This window comes from Cytobacillus spartinae, assembly GCF_042865285.1.
Classification (GTDB): Bacteria; Bacillota; Bacilli; order Bacillales; family Cytobacillaceae; genus Robertmurraya_A; species Robertmurraya_A spartinae.
In genome coordinates, this window is sequence record NZ_JBIACK010000005.1 from 61,671 (window position 1) to 78,474 (window position 16,804).

Consider the following 16,804-nt stretch of genomic DNA (forward strand, 5'->3'; position numbering starts at 1 on the left):
GTACACTTATTTTATAAATAGTCTGATTGAGAGTCAAAGATTTAGGGTTACCTAAGGCTTTCTAAAAATTTGAGTTTTATATATAGAGAGGTGTGGAATGAGAGAAGAAGAGGACAAGTTTAATTCAAAGTTATGGAAGGAGAAAGTGAGAAATGAAAGCATTATATTTAAATACATCTTTAAAAAAGAGTGATCAAGAGTCAAACACAAGTGCGCTCATAAATGAGTCATGTAATTGGGTAGAGGAAAATGGAATTGAGACGGAAGAGTTAAGAATAGCAGATTACAATATCGCCTTTGGAATGGAACCTTATATGGGTAAAGGTGATGATTGGCCAGATATTTTCCAAAAAGTGAAGGAAGCAGATATTGTTGTGATTGGAACTCCTATATGGCTTGGGGAAAAGAGTAGTCTTGCAACGTTAGTGATGGAGCGGCTTTATGCATCTAGCTCAGAAACGAATGAAAAAGGACAATCTCTCTATTATAACAAGGTTGGAGCAGCCCTTGTTACAGGAAACGAAGATGGAGCAAAGGAATCTGCAAAATCTCTTCTCTACGGACTTCAGCATATCGGTTTTACAATTCCTCCAAATGTAGATGCCTATTGGGTGGGGGAAGCTGGACCAGGGCCTTCCTACTTAGATGAGGGAAAAGAAAATAAATTCACACAAAATAGTACTAAAACCCTTTCTTATAATATTGTTCATTTTGCTAAATTGTTGGCAGACCATCCCATCCCTGCAGAAGGAAATTTATTATAAAGCATAGTTTCATGTCTCCTTGATTGGAGCTTTATGATTTCATGACTCCCTTAATGACCTATTCGATGATTACAGTCACTTACGTAATATGACTAACATTTTTTATGATTATCTCAACAGGAAATAAGGGGAGGATTTAAAAGTGGAATTAAAGACTAAGTCTATTGTTAAGAAAAAGAAACCTATATGGAAAAAGATATTCATTGGTTTTGTTAGTATCATTTTATTAGTACTTGCTTTCGGAATTTCATATGAGGCGATTGCAAGTTATCAAGGAATTAAAAAATATCCAGCGGAAGGAAAGTTAGTAGATGTTGGTGACTTTAAGCTTCATATCAATAAGATGGGTGAAGGAAAACCAACCATCATATTGGAAGCAGCAAGTGGGGCATCAAGTACTATTTGGAAAGACATACCAGAGGAATTATCAGAGATTGGAACAGTTGTAACTTATGACCGTGGCGGATATGCTTGGAGTGAAAAGGCAACGACAGAGCGAACTGGTGAAAATATTGTAAATGAACTTTATACCGCATTAAAGGAAGAAGAAATTGAAGGTCCATATATCGTTGTTGGTCACTCTTTAGGGGGGATGTATGCAAGATTGTTTGCTCAAACCTATAAAGAAGAAGTGGCAGGAGTTGTTTTAGTAGACAGCAGGCATGAGGACTATTCAAAGGAAACGAACCCAATTATTGAAGCTGCAGGGCATGATCCAGCTTTGATGGGTATGCCATCTAAAACTCTTATTAATCTATTAAAGGTAACAGGAGTTGTTCGTCTATTAGGAGAATCCGATACAAGGGAAGAGCAGATAACCATGAACATTGAAGGGCGCTCAAAATTCTTTCATGCAAGGGAAGATGAGCTAAGGAATATTGATCAGGTAGAAGACAGTATCCGAAATCACTCTTTAGGAGATATTCCTTTGACTATTATGACACATGGTATACCAATCGACTCAACCCCATTTGGGATTTCGAAAGAAAACAGTGATAAAATGGAGGAAATTTGGCAGGAGCAACAAAAGCAAATGCTGAACTTATCAACCAATAGTGAATTGATTGTTGCTGAAAATAGCGGTCACTTTATTATTCATGATGAACCAGAGCTAGTCATTAATGAGATAAAAGAGATGGTTGGAAAAATAAAATAAATTTAAGGTTTGGAACCGTTTACATTCTACTGTGCGGATGTTATTATTAGCTTAATAATTAAATATAGATCACATGTTACTGATACGATCAGGCATGGTGGTAAAAATATTAGGTGTTTAAACCTTCTATTGATACCCCCATGCCTTTTTTGCTTAGTTTTTTCTACATCGGAAATCTTCCAAATAAATATTTTACAGTTTAGTATAATTCACACTCAATAAACTTATGATTAAGTAAGGCTCGTTTATCTTTAAGGAGCTTTTATAAAAGGAGTAGTCAAAAATGGTATTTAATTTATTTAAAAAAGCAAAATTAGAAATATATTCTCCGGTTAATGGTGAAGTCATTCCACTAGAGCAAGTTCCAGACCCTGTTTTTAGTGAAAAAATGATGGGGGAAGGCGTAGCAGTCATGCCGACTGAGGGAAATGTATATGCTCCTGTAGATGGAACAATTATTCAAGTTGCACCTACGAAACATGCAATTGGAATCTCTGCTAAAGATGGCTCGGAAATATTAATTCATGTAGGATTAGAAACAGTTGCTTTAAAGGGTGAGGGCTTTCAGGTTGCTGTTGAAGTTGGAGAGAAGGTTTCAGTGGGAAGCCTTTTAATGGAGGTTGACTGGGACATTGTTAAATCAAAAGCAAAAAGCTCTGTCATACCAATCGTCATAACGAATAGTCATGAAGATAGTAAACAGTATACGATTACAGATGAGAAGAATGCTATATCGGGTAAAACCGTTATTTTGACAACTTCCGGTAAATAATGAGCAAACAAGGAGATGTCTTCCGGTGAAAATTACGAAAATCCTAAATAATAATGCTGTGGTTGTAAAGGATGGAGAAGAAGAAAAAATCGCAGTTGGTGCAGGAATTGCTTTTAACAAAAAGCGAAATGATATCGTTAATCCGCACAAGATTGAAAAGTTATTTGTAACGAAAGAAAATGACAAGCTTGAACAACTGCTGAGCAGAATTCCGGAAGAACATTTTACTATATCGGAAGAAATCATTTCATATGCAGAAGAATATATAGGGACTAAGCTTAATGAACGTATCCATATCGTTCTAGCTGATCACCTTTCTTTTGCGATTGAAAGAGAAAGAGATGGTATACAGTTAAAAAATAAACTGTTACACGAAATTAAAATCCTTTATAGAAAGGAGTATGAAGTTGGGTTATGGGCTGTAGAGCATATTAAAAAGCAATGCGATGTTGAAATGCCTGTGGATGAAGCAGCTTTTATAGCCCTTCATATTCATACAATGAAGCTTCAGGGAGGTGATGTCCGCGAAACAGTAAGACAAACCACGATTGTTAGAGATATGGTTCAGATGATTATGGAGTTTTTAGGAATCAAGGTTAAAGAAGATGATCTTTCTTACCAACGTCTTGTTACACATTTAAGGTTTGCTTTAACAAGAACGAATTCTTATGAGCACCACACAATGGATGACGAAATGTTAGAGATGATTCAAAAGAAGTTTTCTCTATCGTATCGATGTGCAACTGAGGTTGCTAAGGAACTGTTAGATGCACATGGAGTGAGTTTACCTAGTCATGAGCTAGGCTATATTACCCTTCATATTGAAAGACTTAGAAAACAGTAGGAAATGCCATAATTATTTTATTTACAAAATTATATTTTATAAGTAAGAACTTTTTTATCGTTTATTATTCTGAATATTCAAACTTATAGTTTTTGAGATTTATAACATTTGATAGGAGTGATTCGAGATGATGAAATACTTGCAAAAAATTGGTCGCTCATTAATGCTACCTGTTGCGGTATTACCAGCAGCAGCAATACTAATGGGGATTGGTTACTGGATTGACCCTTCTGGATGGGGTGCGGGAAGCCCGGTTGCTGCATTTTTAATTAAAGCTGGTGCTTCCATTATTGACAATATCCCAATTCTTTTCGCAGTGGGTGTTGCACTCGGAATGGCAAAGGATAAAGACGGATCGGCGGCACTAAGTGGTTTAGTGGCTTATCTTGTAACGACGACCCTACTATCCTCTGGATCAGTTGCGATGCTTCAAGGAATTGATGTGGCTGAAGTAGATGCGGCTTTCGGAAAAATCGGAAATGCTTTTGTAGGTATTCTTTCGGGGTTAATTGCAGCATCCATGTATAATCGATTTAGTCATGTGAAGCTACCAGATGCATTAGCTTTCTTTAGTGGAAAACGACTAGTTCCAATCATGACAGCAGTTTCCATGTTAGTAGTTTCAGGAATTTTATTCTTCGTATGGCCAGTTATCTTTACAGGATTGGTTTCTTTCGGAACAGCAATTAGTGAATTAGGCGCTGCAGGTGCAGGGTTATATGGATTCTTTAATAGATTATTAATTCCAACTGGTCTACACCATGCATTGAACTCAGTATTCTGGTTTGATGTAGCAGGAATCAATGATATTGGTAAGTTCTGGTCTGGTGAAGGAGAAAAAGGTATTACAGGTATGTATCAAGCTGGTTTCTTCCCAATCATGATGTTTGGTTTACCAGCAGCAGGTTTAGCTATGTATCATACAGCTAAAACAAAAAGAAAGAAGCAAGTTGCTTCTCTAATGTTAGCAGCTGGTTTTGCTTCATTCTTTACAGGGGTAACAGAACCTCTAGAGTTTGCTTTCATGTTCGTTGCACCAATGCTTTATGTAGTTCACGCAGCTTTAACAGGTATCTCATTAGCAATCGCGGCTACATTCCAATGGACTGCAGGATTCGGGTTCAGCGCTGGATTAGTCGACTTTGTTCTAAGTTCAAGATTACCACTAGCTAACTCACCTTACATGCTATTGGTTCAAGGTTTAATCTTTGCTGTCATCTACTATTTCTTGTTCCGCTTCTTAATTACGAAGCTAAACTTAATGACTCCAGGTCGTGAAGAAGATACAGAGGAAGGTGAAGTTGGTACAATTACTTCATCTAAGGATCGCTTTGCAACAATGGCAGCCAAGATTTATGAAGGCTTAGGCGGAGACGCTAATGTAACGTCGGTTGACAACTGTGTTACACGTCTACGAGTAGAAGTTAAGAATATGGATGCGGTTGATCAAAAGAAGATTAAGGAAACAGGTGTCCCTGGAATTAAAGTAATGGGACCAACTAGTATCCAAGTAATTGTTGGAACACAAGTTCAGTTTGTTGCAGATGAAATAGAGAAAATACGAAAATAATGTACGTAAGAAGAGACACTTGGGTTCCAAGTGTCTCTTCTATTTCAGAATAAGTTTAAATTTAAAGGTTAATCTGTAATCGTTATAATAGGAGGACTTTGAAGAAATTCAGCTAAATCGGTTGCATCCTCAACTAGAGCTTTTCCCGCATCTGAATACTAATTAGATATCTAAAAGCTCTGTTTCGAGTGTCCATTCTAGACGCCTAACCCATTCCTTCTGAACCTCAACAGGGGCTTTCATAACGCGATGTAAAACCTTCCAAACTTTATATACACAGTAGGCTTTTAATACATCTGGAGAAAGATGAACAGGGCGGTGTGTTAAGTATTCATTTAAAAACAAAGAATTTAAAGAACTAGCTAGTTTTGGATAGTGAAGCTTGGTAAACCAACATACCCAACCTATGTCAGTAAGAGGATTCGCCCATTCAGACCATTCCCAATCTAAGACGGTTAGCAGATGTTCAGAATATAAAACATTGTGGACTCCATAATCACCATGTGTTAGAACCCAATTCTCTTGCAAATCGTTAATTCCTTGTAAGAGCTTTTTAGAATCTTTTCTTAAGTGCTCGGGTACAAAGTCTAAATCTAAGCTTAACTTGTTTAAGTTACACTCCTTGATTCTATTAGTGTTAGGCTGATATGGTTGTGAGTGAATGCTCTTAGCAAGTGTTCTTCCCAAACTTTTGTATAATTTCTTTGTTCCCTCTATATCGTTACGATCAATAATGGACTGGCCATTTATTCCATCAAGATACTCCATAATGGTTACTTGCGATGACTTTGTCTGAATGAATTTATGAACCTTTGGTGTTATACCTGTTTCCTTTGTGAGGTTCAAGCAATGTATTTCATTCTGGACATCTTGGTTGTACAAGCTAGATACTTTAGCTACAAGAGAAGGGGCTGTCCCTTTTAATAAAAATGTTTCATTTGTATAACCACCAGTTAAACGGATAGGTGTAAACTCACCATATTGATTTTTTAATAATTGGAGTGCTTGTTCAATCAAGAAAAGTTCCTCCCAATATTCGTTAGTTCTTACTTTATTAAGTATATATGAATCTTTAATATTATATATAAACTTATGTAATTCTTATTAGGAGTAATGAGATGAGAGAGCAATACTATGATAAATTACTAAATATCCAAACAACAGGAGAACAGGCTGGATTTAACGATTCTCTTCATTACCATCGTTATGAGGTAACACCCTATTCTGCTCTAGAGCAGCTATTTAATAATTACCAACTGAAAAAGTCGGATCATCTTGTGGATTTTGGATGTGGGAAAGGAAGATTAAATTTTTTTCTTCATCATCGATTTCAAGCAACTGTTACAGGAATTGAAATGAATGAGATTTTCTTTGAAAAAGCAATAAAAAACAGGAGTGAGTATCTCAAAATACATAAAGATATTGCTAGTAAAATTAACTTCTTTTGTTGCTTAGCACAGGATTATAAGGTCGATAACCTGGATAATCGGTTTTACTTCTTTAACCCATTTTCAATCCCAATATTTATGAGTGTCGTTAAAAATATTCTAATTTCTATGGAGAATTCGCCAAGAGAGGTTGACCTCATTCTATATTACCCGTCAGAAGATTATATTTACTTCCTAGAATATCAGACACCATTTGAGTTATTCGAAGAGATATCTCTAAATAAACGCGATCAAAATGAGCGTTTCTTGATTTATAGATCTAAATATTGAAAGGGGACTTTCCAATGAGTACGAATATTCCTTTATTAGAAGCGTTTAAACAAACTAAGTATCAGTTAGTTGGCCATGGAAATAGAAATTTACAAGTGTTAAAAGAGGCTTTTGAACATATGGATGGGGAACAGGAAAGTGATATGTACGGAACTGGAAACCTTATTGAAGAATTTCAAAGCAAGATGGCAGCTTTCTTAGGAAAAGAATCTGCTGTGTTTTTTCCAAGTGGAACAATGGCACAGCAAATTGCATTAAGAATTTGGTGTGACAGAAAGGAATTAAAGAAAGTAGCATACCACCCATTGTGTCACTTAGAGATTCATGAAGAAGATGGGATAAAGGAATTGCATAACATCGAACCTATTTTGCTAGCAGATAAGAATAGGGTTATAGAATTAGAAGATATAGTGGGAATGACCGAGGATGTGTCCTGTATATTGTTAGAGCTACCCCAACGAGAAATTGGTGGTCAACTACCAAGTTATGAAACACTTGAAGCGATCTCTGTTTATTGCCGAGAAAAAGGAATAAAGCTGCATTTAGATGGTGCAAGGCTTTACGAAATTACTCCATATTATCAAAAAACGGCGGCAGAAATTTGCAGCCTATTTGATAGTGTTTATGTTTCTTTTTATAAGGGGATCGGCGGAGTTGCCGGAGCGATCCTTGCTGGAGAAAGAGACTTTACAGAGGAATCAAGAGTTTGGAAAAAACGACACGGTGGAGATCTGATTAGTCTATATCCTTACATAGTTAGTGCCGATTACTATTTTAATAAGCGGTCTCAAAACATGGCTGAATACTATGAGGGATCAAAAGAACTCGCAACTTTGTTTAATGAGTGTGAAGGAGTATCTACTCTACCGTTAGAGCCTGTTTCAAACATGTTTCATGTTCATTTTCAGTTATCAAAAGAGACGATAGAGTCAATATTAGTTAAAATTTATGAAGAAACTGGAATAGGTTTTACCCATTATGTTCGAGAAACCGGTGAGGAATCCTGTTATTATGAAGTAAGTATAGGAGATCGGTATGCTACTATTCCAAAAGAAAATCTTAAAATAGCATTTCAAAAGTTAAGTGAGAAGATGAAGGAAGAGGTTAGCCAATAAGGCTAACCTCTATTTCTATGCGAATTTTTGTTGCTTTGGTTCCTCCATTACACTAGAGTACTGCCAAAGTAAATCATCAAATATTCGATCCCACTTTTGAGATAAAGCATAGTTTCTACCTTCTAGGCTCATTTGCTTTCTTTTAGAATCATTAGCTAAAAGGTGAAGGATCCTGTCTCTAAATTCTTGGGTATCACCGGGCGTGCATAAGTAACCAGTCTTTCCAATTTGAACGATATTTTTTACTCCGCCGGAATTAGCACCGATAACTGGTGTACCGCTTGCCAAAGATTCTAGTACTACATTTCCAAATGTTTCTGTAGGGGAAGGGAATACAAACAAATCAGATGTCGAATAAACTTCAGCTAAAGAATTACCACTTAAATACCCCGTGAAAATCATGTTGTTTGGGGCTTCCTTTTCAAGTTCTTCACGGGAGGGACCATCACCTACGATTAACCATTGAATTTGTTCGTTTATTTCAGGAGGAAGAGACTTCGCAATAGAAAGGAGAGTATGAACATCCTTCTCAGGAGCTAGCCTCCCTACATAGGTTAGAAGATACTTTTTTCGAACTCCATATTCTTTAAAAACTTTTAACTTATCATAGTATGGGTGGTATAGCTCGCAATCAACGCCTCTTCCCCAAATTTCTAGATTGGTAAAACCATGGCGTTTCAGAGTCTCTAAGGTATCCATAGATGGCACAAAAACCTTTTTAAATGGCTTGTGAAACCAATTCATATAGCCCCATAATATGTTTGATAGAAATTTAAGATTATAGAATTGTAAGTAATGATCAAAATCAGTATGATAAGAGCCCACTAGTGGGATGTTCAACTTTTTTGCAAAATAGACCCCACATAGACCTATATTAAAAGGTGTTGCCACATGTATTAAATCTGGAGCAAAATCCTCTAATTCTGACTTAATTTGTGGGAGGTTTGGAAATGCCAAACGGCATTCCGGATATAAGAAAAACGAAAGGCTATTAAAGCGATGAATATGATTGGTCACATAGTCACTCGAATCCGTTTTAGGTGCAAACACCTTAAATGAGATATCCTGATTTTTTAAATAATCAGTAAACCTTTTCAGAGTTCTTGCTACACCATTTATATCCGGGTCATACGTATCTGTGAAAAATGCAATTTTCATCCTAATCCCCCTCAAAGTTCTCTATCTTCTAATGGTTAGTTTCGTAAGAGTATTCTTCGAAGTTAACAAGTGGTTTGTTTAAAATCACATTAATAACGTAAAACACACTCCCCCAACCATAGATCCAAGTAGTCCACCAGCCATGACATCTGATGGGTAATGTAGTCCTAGGTAGACTCTAGATATCCCGACAAGTAACCCAATTGGGATTAGTACGAGTGAAAGGGAAGGTAAATAAAGGATATACGGAATTAAGATGGAAAAAATGGCTGTTGTGTGACCTGAAGGGAAAGAATGATCCCTTAATGGGTTAGATGGAAATCTCACACTCTTCAGAGCTAAATACGGTCTTTTTCTTGGATAGAACTTTTTAATCAAAAAAACGGGTAAATGGCTAATAGATAAAGAAAGGGCACATGCAAGAGCTACTATTCTAGCATCATTTGATGAAAAAATAATAAGAGATAAAACGGTTAAAATGGTAAATGTAGCTCCACCCATGTGAGTGATGTTTCTAAATAATAAATTAAGATGTTTATTCTCAAAATGGTTATTCACCAGTTGAAATAGCCGGCATTCGAAATCATAGATAGTAAGCAATACTCTCATTATTTCGCTCCTTTAAATTAATGAATTAAAATTTTTGATTGCTCTTTTATTATGGCTGGTCTTCCAACTGACACATAGGTAATCGGATGATCTCTAACATCTTCAAGGGAATAGCAATTTCTGCCGTCAACAATAATAGGGGTATTCATATAGGTGCTGTACACGTCTAAAGGTAAGCTCTTAATTTCTTCCCATTCTGTAGCAATAATAGCAATGTCTGCTCCATATAGGGCACTTTTAATGTTTTTAGTGAACGTTACCCCTTTTTCTAGAACTCTCGCTGCATTTGGAACAGCAACCGGATCATATGCAGCAATCTCGGCTCCTTCGGCTAATAATTCTTGAATGATAACTAGAGAGGCTGCTTCACGAATATCATCGGTGTTGGGTTTAAAAGCTAAACCGAGTACTGCGACACTTTTTCCTTTTAACGAACCTAATAGTTGTTTCGCTTTAACAACCGGTATGGATTGCTGAAGTTTATTCACTTCAATAACTGCCTTTAGAAGCTCAAAAGGATGCTGAACATTTCCGGCAAGCTGAACAAGTGCTTTCGTATCTTTTGGAAAACACGAACCACCATAACCAATACCTGCTTGTAAAAAGTACGGTCCTATACGATGATCTTTACCAATTCCGTTTGCAACTTCTTCAATATTGGCTCCTACTCTTTCACAAAGGGTAGCAATTTCATTAATAAAACTAATTTTTGTTGCTAAGAATGCATTAGATGCATACTTAATCATTTCGGCACTCTTTATGTCTGTTTTCATAATGGGAATATTTAAAGGTAGATAGATCTGTTCAATAAGAGTAGCTGCTTGATGGTTATTTGATCCGATGACAATTCTGTCTCCATGAAAGAAATCGATGAGGGCTGAACCTTCTCGAAGAAATTCGGGATTAGAAACTACTTCAACATGGAGTTCTTGGGGCTTAAGGTTGTTAATGATCTCTTTAATTTTGTCGTTTGTACCTACAGGAACAGTACTCTTTGTACAGACAATTACATCATCTTTTATGAATTCAGCAATCGTTTTAGAAACGGCTTCAACATATTTAAGATTTGTTGCTCCATCTTTAAGTTCAGGTGTTCCTACAGCAATAAAAATAATATCAGCATTTGTATATGCATATTCTGGATTTGTTGTAAAATGAAGCCTTTCACTTATTACGTTTCTTTGTAAAAGGGGCTCTAAGCCGGGTTCATAAATGGGAGAACGACCAGATTGAAGCATCTTTATTTTATCTGCGTTAACGTCAATACATATTACTTGATACCCTAATTCAGCTAGACAAACTCCTGTCACCAGTCCAACATATCCTGATCCTGCAACTGCAATCCTCATTCTATCCCTCCAGAATTAATGTTAATTCCAGTTTAGCAAACGTATCTTAAGCCTAACTTTTGCGAATGTAAAAGTAATGTAAATAATTGTTAGGGCCTATTAAGAGATTTATGAATCTGTTCATATTGAGAGCAACCCCGTTAGATAACAATGGTGTTGTAAAAATAGACAAAAGGGGTTATATTTAAATGAGAATGATAATCAATTTTATTTAGTTAACAAGGAGTGAACGGAAAGTGGAACAGCAAGAACTTTTTGATGTAACAATCATTGGTGGAGGACCTGCTGGATTATATTCAGCATTTTATAGTGGACTTAGAGAAATGAAAACTAAGCTAATTGAGTATCAACCACAATTAGGTGGGAAAATCCATGTGTATCCGGAAAAAATGATTTGGGACGTTGGAGGGCTCACACCCACTCCAGGAGCAAAATTAATCGAACAGCTTGTACAACAAGGATTAACATTTGATCCAACTGTTGTTCTAAACGAAAAAGTAGAATCAATTGCAAGAAACGAGGAAGGGTATTTTGTTTTGACAGGATCGTCAGGACAAAGACATCTTTCGAAAACGGTAATAGTAGCGGTCGGGAGCGGTATCCTTAACCCTCAAAAGTTAGAAATCGAAGGTGCAGAGAGATTTGAGATTTCTAATTTAAATTATACCGTCAAATCTCTAAAAAGGTTTAAAGATAGGACTGTAATTATCTCTGGTGGGGGAAACACGGCTATTGATTGGGCAAATGAATTAGAGCCTATTGCCAAGAAGGTATATTTAACATACAGAAAAGAAGCATTAACTGGACATGAAGCACAAGTAACGCAGCTAATGAACAGCTCTGCTGTTTGTATATTGAATTCTTCTATTACAAAGCTGATTGCGAGTAAGAATCAAGAGGAGATTGAGCGCATCGAGTTAACCAATCATGAAACAGGGGAGATTTCATATATTCAAATAGACGAAGTCATTATTAATCATGGATATGAAATTGACACTTCACTGTTAAATAATAGTGAATTAGACATTGCTATGGCAGATAATTTTTACATACATGGAAATGCCAATAGTGAGTCTTCGGTTCCAGGATTATATGCTGCTGGAGATATTTTGAAGCACGATGGGAAGTTAAACCTCATCTCAGGTGCATTCCAGGATGCTGCAAACGCAGTAAACAAAGCAAAGCAATTTATTAAGCCTGATGCGAATAAGGTTGCAATGGTATCTTCTCATAATGAAGTATTTAAAAAGCGAAATAGAGAGTTAGTCAAACAAATGATGAAGTAATAGGATATTAAAATGACAGTTGGAGAAGATCATCCAACTGTCATTTTTTTGAATAAATGCTTTGTGAAAAGTACCTAATTTACGTAAGGTTTAGAGCGTAATAAGCATGAATAAAAATTTTTCTAAAATTAGGTAAAAAAAGTATTGATTGTAAAATATATCTATTATAAAATAACTAACGAACGTTAGTATATATTCAAACTGAACTAAAGCATACAAAGATCTTTTGAAATAAAAATCACATATGAGGAGTTTTAAAGATGAAAGCCATTCAAGATTATTTAAACGGGCGGCCAGGATTTTCTGGGGCAGTGTTAGTCTCACGAGAAGGGAAAATTGAGTACCAAGAAGCGTTTGGTTGGGCTGATAAGGAAAACGGAGTAAAGAATGATACTCAGACCAAGTATTGCGTGGGATCCATGCTGGGAAAACCTTTTACAGCCGTTTGTATTATGCAGCTAATGGAAAAGGGGCATTTAAAATTAAGTGATCCAATCGAAACATTCTTCCCTCATTACACAGGAACCAGTATAACCATCCATCACTTGTTAAATCATACATCTGGAATTGAAAATTATTTATTCCTAAGGAAGAAAATAAAGTGGGACCAAGACTTTACGCCACAACAAATTATGGAAGTAGTGGAACAGGAAAAAGTAAAATTTACACCAGGCAAAAAGTCTAGCTACAGCAATACGAATTATTTAATGCTAGGAATGATAATTGAAGCAATTACAGGAATGAAATACGAACAGTACGTAAGAGAACATGTGTTAGAACCAGCGGGTATGATGAATACTGGTTTTATACGTGATGGGTTAGATGGAGTTGCCACGAATTATATTAATCATAAGAGAGGATTTCATCTAAGTCCGACGCTCCTTTTTGCTTGTGGGGAAGTAGTTTCTACAGTAGAAGATGCACTTCGTTTTGATCGAGCGTTTAAGCAAGGTTTACTGGTAAGCAAAGAGACTCGACAACTTATGGAAGAACCATCATACACTGGGAGATTTGTGACGATGGGAACTGGTTGGGTAATAAAGAATTTATTTGAACGAAAAAGTATTTGTCACGGTGGATCACATCCTGGAGGGTATACGTCCCACTTGGAAAGATATATTGATGAGGATATTACCATTATTGTGTTAAGCAACCACTTAACATCCTACTCAAAACTATCCATCAAGGATTTAGGTGGAACATTAATTAATAGGGAAATAGCTTCGATTGTGTTTGAAGATAAGCTTCAATTCTATCAAAAAATCATCTGATTGTAGGGGATTTAAAAAATGATCAAACGTATTATAGGTGGGTATATGCCTGCTTTTAAAGACCATAATGGAAAAATAGTGCCGAATAGTGTTTCTCGCATTGAAAAAATAACAGTCGGTGGAGTGGAGCAAGGAATAACGATGAGAGGAAAAAGCAATAACCTACCCATTTTATTCTTTCTCCATGGTGGTCCAGGTTGCTCTCAAACGGGAGCCCAACGAAAATTTAATAGTGAGTTAGAAGAGCATTTTATTGTGGTGAACTGGGACCAACGAGGATCAGGAACATCCTATAATCCAGCAATTTCTTCTGCTACAATGAATATTGAACAACTTCTTTCTGATGCATATGAGGTCGTACAATACATCGCCAAAAAATTTAATCAGAAGAAAGTATTCTTAATGGGGCAATCGGTTGGAGCTGCTTTAGGGTTATTATTTATCAAAAAATACCCTGAAGTCGTAGAAGCATTCATTGGAGTCAATCAACCTGTCAACCGTATGCAAGAAGAAATAAAATCATACCAGTTTACATTTGAAACAGCCGTAAAGAAAAATCATAAAAAAGCGATAGAAGATTTGAAGAGAATTGGATTTCCTGAAAATGGAGTCTACAAGGATATTAATGATATGGTTACACAGCGTACATGGCTAACTAAATTTAATGGTGTAACGTATAAAATGAATGCCAATTTGGTGAATATGCAATATCTCCTGAGTTCTCACCTTACAATGAAAGAAAAATTGACATTTATGAAAGGGCTAAGCTTTACTGCCACTAATATGTGGAATGAACTTACTTCTTTAAATTTCTTTGAGCTGGTTCCAGAAGTAAAAGTCCCAATCTATATAGTTGCTGGGAGACATGACCGTATAGTAGCTTTGGAAGAAATCGAAGACTATTTTAAGTACGTAAAAGCTCCTTTTAAGGAATTGTATATTTTTGAAGAGTCGGGTCATTATGCCTTATTTGAAGAAAAAGATAAGTTTAATGAGCTAATGATTCTTCAAGTTTTACCCAACCATAGTCAACTAGAATATAAGATTGTCTAACTCTTAGAGATTAGATGGAATGAAAGAAGGAGAGTAAACCTTGAAACAAACAGATAAATCAAAAATTTCTACTAAAGATAAAATCTTAGATGTAGCACTAGATCTATTTTCTCAAAAGGGGTATATGGGGGTGTCTGTAAGAGAAATCACCAGAGAGGTTGGAATAAAAGAGAGTTCTTTATATAATCACTTTCAAAACAAAGATGAAATTCTAGAAACCATTTTCAACCTGTTTAGACAAGAGTTTGCGAAGACACTTCCTCCAATAACCGTGCTAGATGATATTTTAGCTTCATCTACACTCGAAGGATTTTTTGAGCGAGGGTTTCAGAACTTTAAGGAACATATTAATCAACCTAAAAATGAAAAGTTTTGGCGAATCCTTTTTATTGAACAATATCGGGATCCTATGGCGAGAGAAATTTTCTTATATGATATTATAAAATCAACATTAGATTTCTTAGAAATCGTTTTTGAAAAACTTATCGCATTAGGTAAAATAAAAAAAATGACCCCAAACCTGCTTGCATCAGAATACCAATATCCCATGTTCTCCATGCTAGCAGAATATAATATGCTTCGTTTTGATCAAAAAGATACAAGTGATATAGAAAGAAAAATGAAGGATCATATCCATTTTTTTATTAGCACAGTAAAGTTATAACCCATGCAATGGTTTAAGGAAGAGATGATGAAATGTATCTAACTGTAAAAGAAACAGCCGAGTTTTTAGAACTACCAGAATCAACTGTAGAAAAATTAATTAGTCAGAAACAAATACGTACTATCTTTGACGGGGAACAGTATTTAATTAACAAAGAACAATTTAATACCCATTTAAAACAGATGGAGAAATACAAAGCGTTAGTAGAGGAGATCCTTAATGAACCTATTCCTGAAGATAAAGATATTAAGGATGAAGATTAAAGGATTCTGAATCTCCTTATTTGTATGTATCATGCATGAAGAATTTTTAGAAGAGTTAACTAGTTGTTCAACAGTTAGCTCTTTTTTTATAAAAATAGAGAATCTATTGGGTGAATACTTTTAAAAATAGGAACATATAAATATGATGATTAGCCTATTTTATGAGAAATTTAGTTTTTTAAAAATAATGAATTTCCATATTTTATTATATTAGCAAAGTAGTGTGATAAAGGATTTTGTTGTTGCATAAAAATCCAAACCACGATATAATGTAAAATGTCTAAATTAACAGATAATTCAATACTATTATAGTAATAATAATTAATAGGGGGAGAACAAATGAAGAAATTTTCGTTATTATCTTTTGTCCTAATTTTCAGCTTAATTCTAGCAGCTTGCGGAACTAGCGGTAATGGTGACGATGCTAACGGTGAGGGAAAGAAAACGCTTAAAGTGGTTACGGATGCAGCTTATGCACCATTTGAATACTTAGAAGGCGATAAAATTGTAGGGTTTGATATTGATTTTATCAATGCTGTCGCAGAAGAAGCTGGCTATGAGCTTAATATTGTGAATACTGGTTGGGATCCATTATTCGTGGAAATTGAAGATGAAATTGCAGATGTAGCGATTTCAGCTATCACAATCAATGATGATAGAAAACAAACATATGATTTCTCAGTGCCTTACTTTTTATCAACGAACAAAATCTTAGTTCCTGAAAATAGTGATATTAAAGGTGCAGCTGACTTAACTGACAAAGTAGTTGCAGTTCAAAATGGTACTACTGGTCAAGAAGCAGTAGAAGGTTTACTAGGAACAAACAGCTCTAATATTAAGAAGTTTGAAAACAACAACTTAGCAATTATGGAGCTTCTAAGCGGTGGAGCAGATGCTGTGGTAGCTGATAATACAGTTGTTGAAGAATATGCGAAAAATAATCCGAATGAAAAGCTAGTAGTTGTTGAAGATACAGACGCTTTTGAATCTGAATACTATGGTCTTATGTTCCCTAAAGGCAGCGAGCTAAAGGCTGAATTCGATGCAGCAATTAACAAAGTATTTGAAAGTGGAAAATACGCAGAAATTTATAAAGAGTGGTTCGGTTCAGATCCAGACGTAGAGAACTTAAAAGCACAGCAATAAGAGCAATAAATTGCACCTAATTGCGTAACATATAATAGTGTTACGCAATTTTTATTTCAAAATATT

General features: G+C 35.6%; 17 protein-coding genes. 13 read left to right on the forward strand and 4 right to left on the reverse strand.

Annotation, left to right across the window (positions count from 1 at the left end; all coding sequences use genetic code 11):
• The first annotated feature begins 152 nt into the window (after nucleotides 1–152).
• From ACFYKX_RS12165 to nagE, 5 genes are all read left to right on the forward strand, one after another.
• A complete protein-coding gene (locus ACFYKX_RS12165; RefSeq protein WP_389361302.1) occupies nucleotides 153–764 on the forward strand; it encodes a flavodoxin family protein in 612 nt (203 codons plus the stop codon).
• A gap of 142 nt (nucleotides 765–906) precedes the next feature.
• Nucleotides 907–1,920 carry an alpha/beta fold hydrolase gene (locus ACFYKX_RS12170; protein WP_389361304.1) on the forward strand — a complete coding sequence of 338 codons (1,014 nt, stop codon included), beginning with the start codon at nucleotides 907–909 and terminating at the stop codon, nucleotides 1,918–1,920.
• Between the two features lie 283 nt (nucleotides 1,921–2,203).
• Nucleotides 2,204–2,692, forward strand: a complete 489-nt coding sequence (locus ACFYKX_RS12175) for a PTS sugar transporter subunit IIA (RefSeq protein WP_389361306.1) — start codon at nucleotides 2,204–2,206, stop codon at nucleotides 2,690–2,692.
• Nucleotides 2,693–2,717: 25 nt separating this feature from the next.
• Nucleotides 2,718–3,536 (forward strand): PRD domain-containing protein, encoded by an 819-nt coding sequence (locus ACFYKX_RS12180; RefSeq protein WP_389361308.1) that lies wholly within the window; start codon nucleotides 2,718–2,720, stop codon nucleotides 3,534–3,536.
• A 127-nt stretch (nucleotides 3,537–3,663) separates the two neighbouring features.
• Nucleotides 3,664–5,106, forward strand: a complete 1,443-nt coding sequence (nagE, locus tag ACFYKX_RS12185) for an N-acetylglucosamine-specific PTS transporter subunit IIBC (RefSeq protein ID WP_389361310.1) — start codon at nucleotides 3,664–3,666, stop codon at nucleotides 5,104–5,106.
• Nucleotides 5,107–5,268: 162 nt separating this feature from the next.
• Here the strand turns inward: nagE and ACFYKX_RS12190 are convergent, their stop codons facing one another.
• Nucleotides 5,269–6,123 (reverse strand): phosphotransferase family protein, encoded by an 855-nt coding sequence (locus ACFYKX_RS12190; RefSeq protein WP_389361312.1) that lies wholly within the window; start codon nucleotides 6,121–6,123, stop codon nucleotides 5,269–5,271.
• A 101-nt stretch (nucleotides 6,124–6,224) separates the two neighbouring features.
• Here ACFYKX_RS12190 and ACFYKX_RS12195 point away from each other — a divergent pair, with 101 nt between their 5' ends.
• Together ACFYKX_RS12195 and ACFYKX_RS12200 are read left to right on the forward strand one after the other, a co-directional pair.
• Complete coding sequence (locus ACFYKX_RS12195; protein WP_389361314.1) at nucleotides 6,225–6,824, forward strand: methyltransferase; 600 nt, start codon at nucleotides 6,225–6,227, stop codon at nucleotides 6,822–6,824.
• A gap of 14 nt (nucleotides 6,825–6,838) precedes the next feature.
• Entirely contained in the window at nucleotides 6,839–7,939 is a 1,101-nt protein-coding gene (locus tag ACFYKX_RS12200) for a threonine aldolase family protein (protein WP_389361316.1), read from the forward strand.
• A 15-nt stretch (nucleotides 7,940–7,954) separates the two neighbouring features.
• On the opposite strand, the gene ACFYKX_RS12205 is transcribed toward ACFYKX_RS12200, so the two are convergent.
• The 3 genes from ACFYKX_RS12205 to ACFYKX_RS12215 form a co-directional block, all read right to left on the reverse strand.
• Nucleotides 7,955–9,097, reverse strand: a complete 1,143-nt coding sequence (locus ACFYKX_RS12205; RefSeq protein ID WP_389361318.1) for a glycosyltransferase family 4 protein — start codon at nucleotides 9,095–9,097, stop codon at nucleotides 7,955–7,957.
• Between the two features lie 84 nt (nucleotides 9,098–9,181).
• Nucleotides 9,182–9,706, reverse strand: a complete 525-nt coding sequence (locus tag ACFYKX_RS12210) for a phosphatase PAP2 family protein (RefSeq protein ID WP_389361319.1) — start codon at nucleotides 9,704–9,706, stop codon at nucleotides 9,182–9,184.
• Nucleotides 9,707–9,723: 17 nt separating this feature from the next.
• Nucleotides 9,724–11,055 (reverse strand): UDP-glucose dehydrogenase family protein, encoded by a 1,332-nt coding sequence (locus tag ACFYKX_RS12215; protein ID WP_389361321.1) that lies wholly within the window; start codon nucleotides 11,053–11,055, stop codon nucleotides 9,724–9,726.
• 236 nt (nucleotides 11,056–11,291) lie between these two features.
• Here ACFYKX_RS12215 and ACFYKX_RS12220 point away from each other — a divergent pair, with 236 nt between their 5' ends.
• The 6 genes from ACFYKX_RS12220 to ACFYKX_RS12245 all read left to right on the forward strand — a co-directional run bounded on the left by ACFYKX_RS12220 (nucleotide 11,292) and on the right by ACFYKX_RS12245 (nucleotide 16,738).
• On the forward strand, nucleotides 11,292–12,341 hold the full coding sequence (locus ACFYKX_RS12220) for an NAD(P)/FAD-dependent oxidoreductase (protein WP_389361323.1): 1,050 nt from the start codon (nucleotides 11,292–11,294) through the stop codon (nucleotides 12,339–12,341).
• Nucleotides 12,342–12,601: 260 nt separating this feature from the next.
• A complete protein-coding gene (locus tag ACFYKX_RS12225; RefSeq protein ID WP_389361325.1) occupies nucleotides 12,602–13,612 on the forward strand; it encodes a serine hydrolase domain-containing protein in 1,011 nt (336 codons plus the stop codon).
• 18 nt (nucleotides 13,613–13,630) lie between these two features.
• The gene (locus ACFYKX_RS12230; RefSeq protein WP_389361327.1) at nucleotides 13,631–14,665 is read left to right on the forward strand and encodes an alpha/beta fold hydrolase; all 1,035 of its coding nucleotides are present in this window, start codon (nucleotides 13,631–13,633) and stop codon (nucleotides 14,663–14,665) included.
• Between the two features lie 40 nt (nucleotides 14,666–14,705).
• The gene (locus tag ACFYKX_RS12235; RefSeq protein ID WP_389361329.1) at nucleotides 14,706–15,329 is read left to right on the forward strand and encodes a TetR/AcrR family transcriptional regulator; all 624 of its coding nucleotides are present in this window, start codon (nucleotides 14,706–14,708) and stop codon (nucleotides 15,327–15,329) included.
• 32 nt (nucleotides 15,330–15,361) lie between these two features.
• Nucleotides 15,362–15,592, forward strand: coding sequence for an excisionase family DNA-binding protein (locus ACFYKX_RS12240; RefSeq protein WP_389361331.1), 231 nt, complete (start codon nucleotides 15,362–15,364; stop codon nucleotides 15,590–15,592).
• A gap of 339 nt (nucleotides 15,593–15,931) precedes the next feature.
• Complete coding sequence (locus tag ACFYKX_RS12245) at nucleotides 15,932–16,738, forward strand: basic amino acid ABC transporter substrate-binding protein (protein ID WP_389361333.1); 807 nt, start codon at nucleotides 15,932–15,934, stop codon at nucleotides 16,736–16,738.
• The last annotated feature ends 66 nt before the right edge of the window (nucleotides 16,739–16,804 follow it).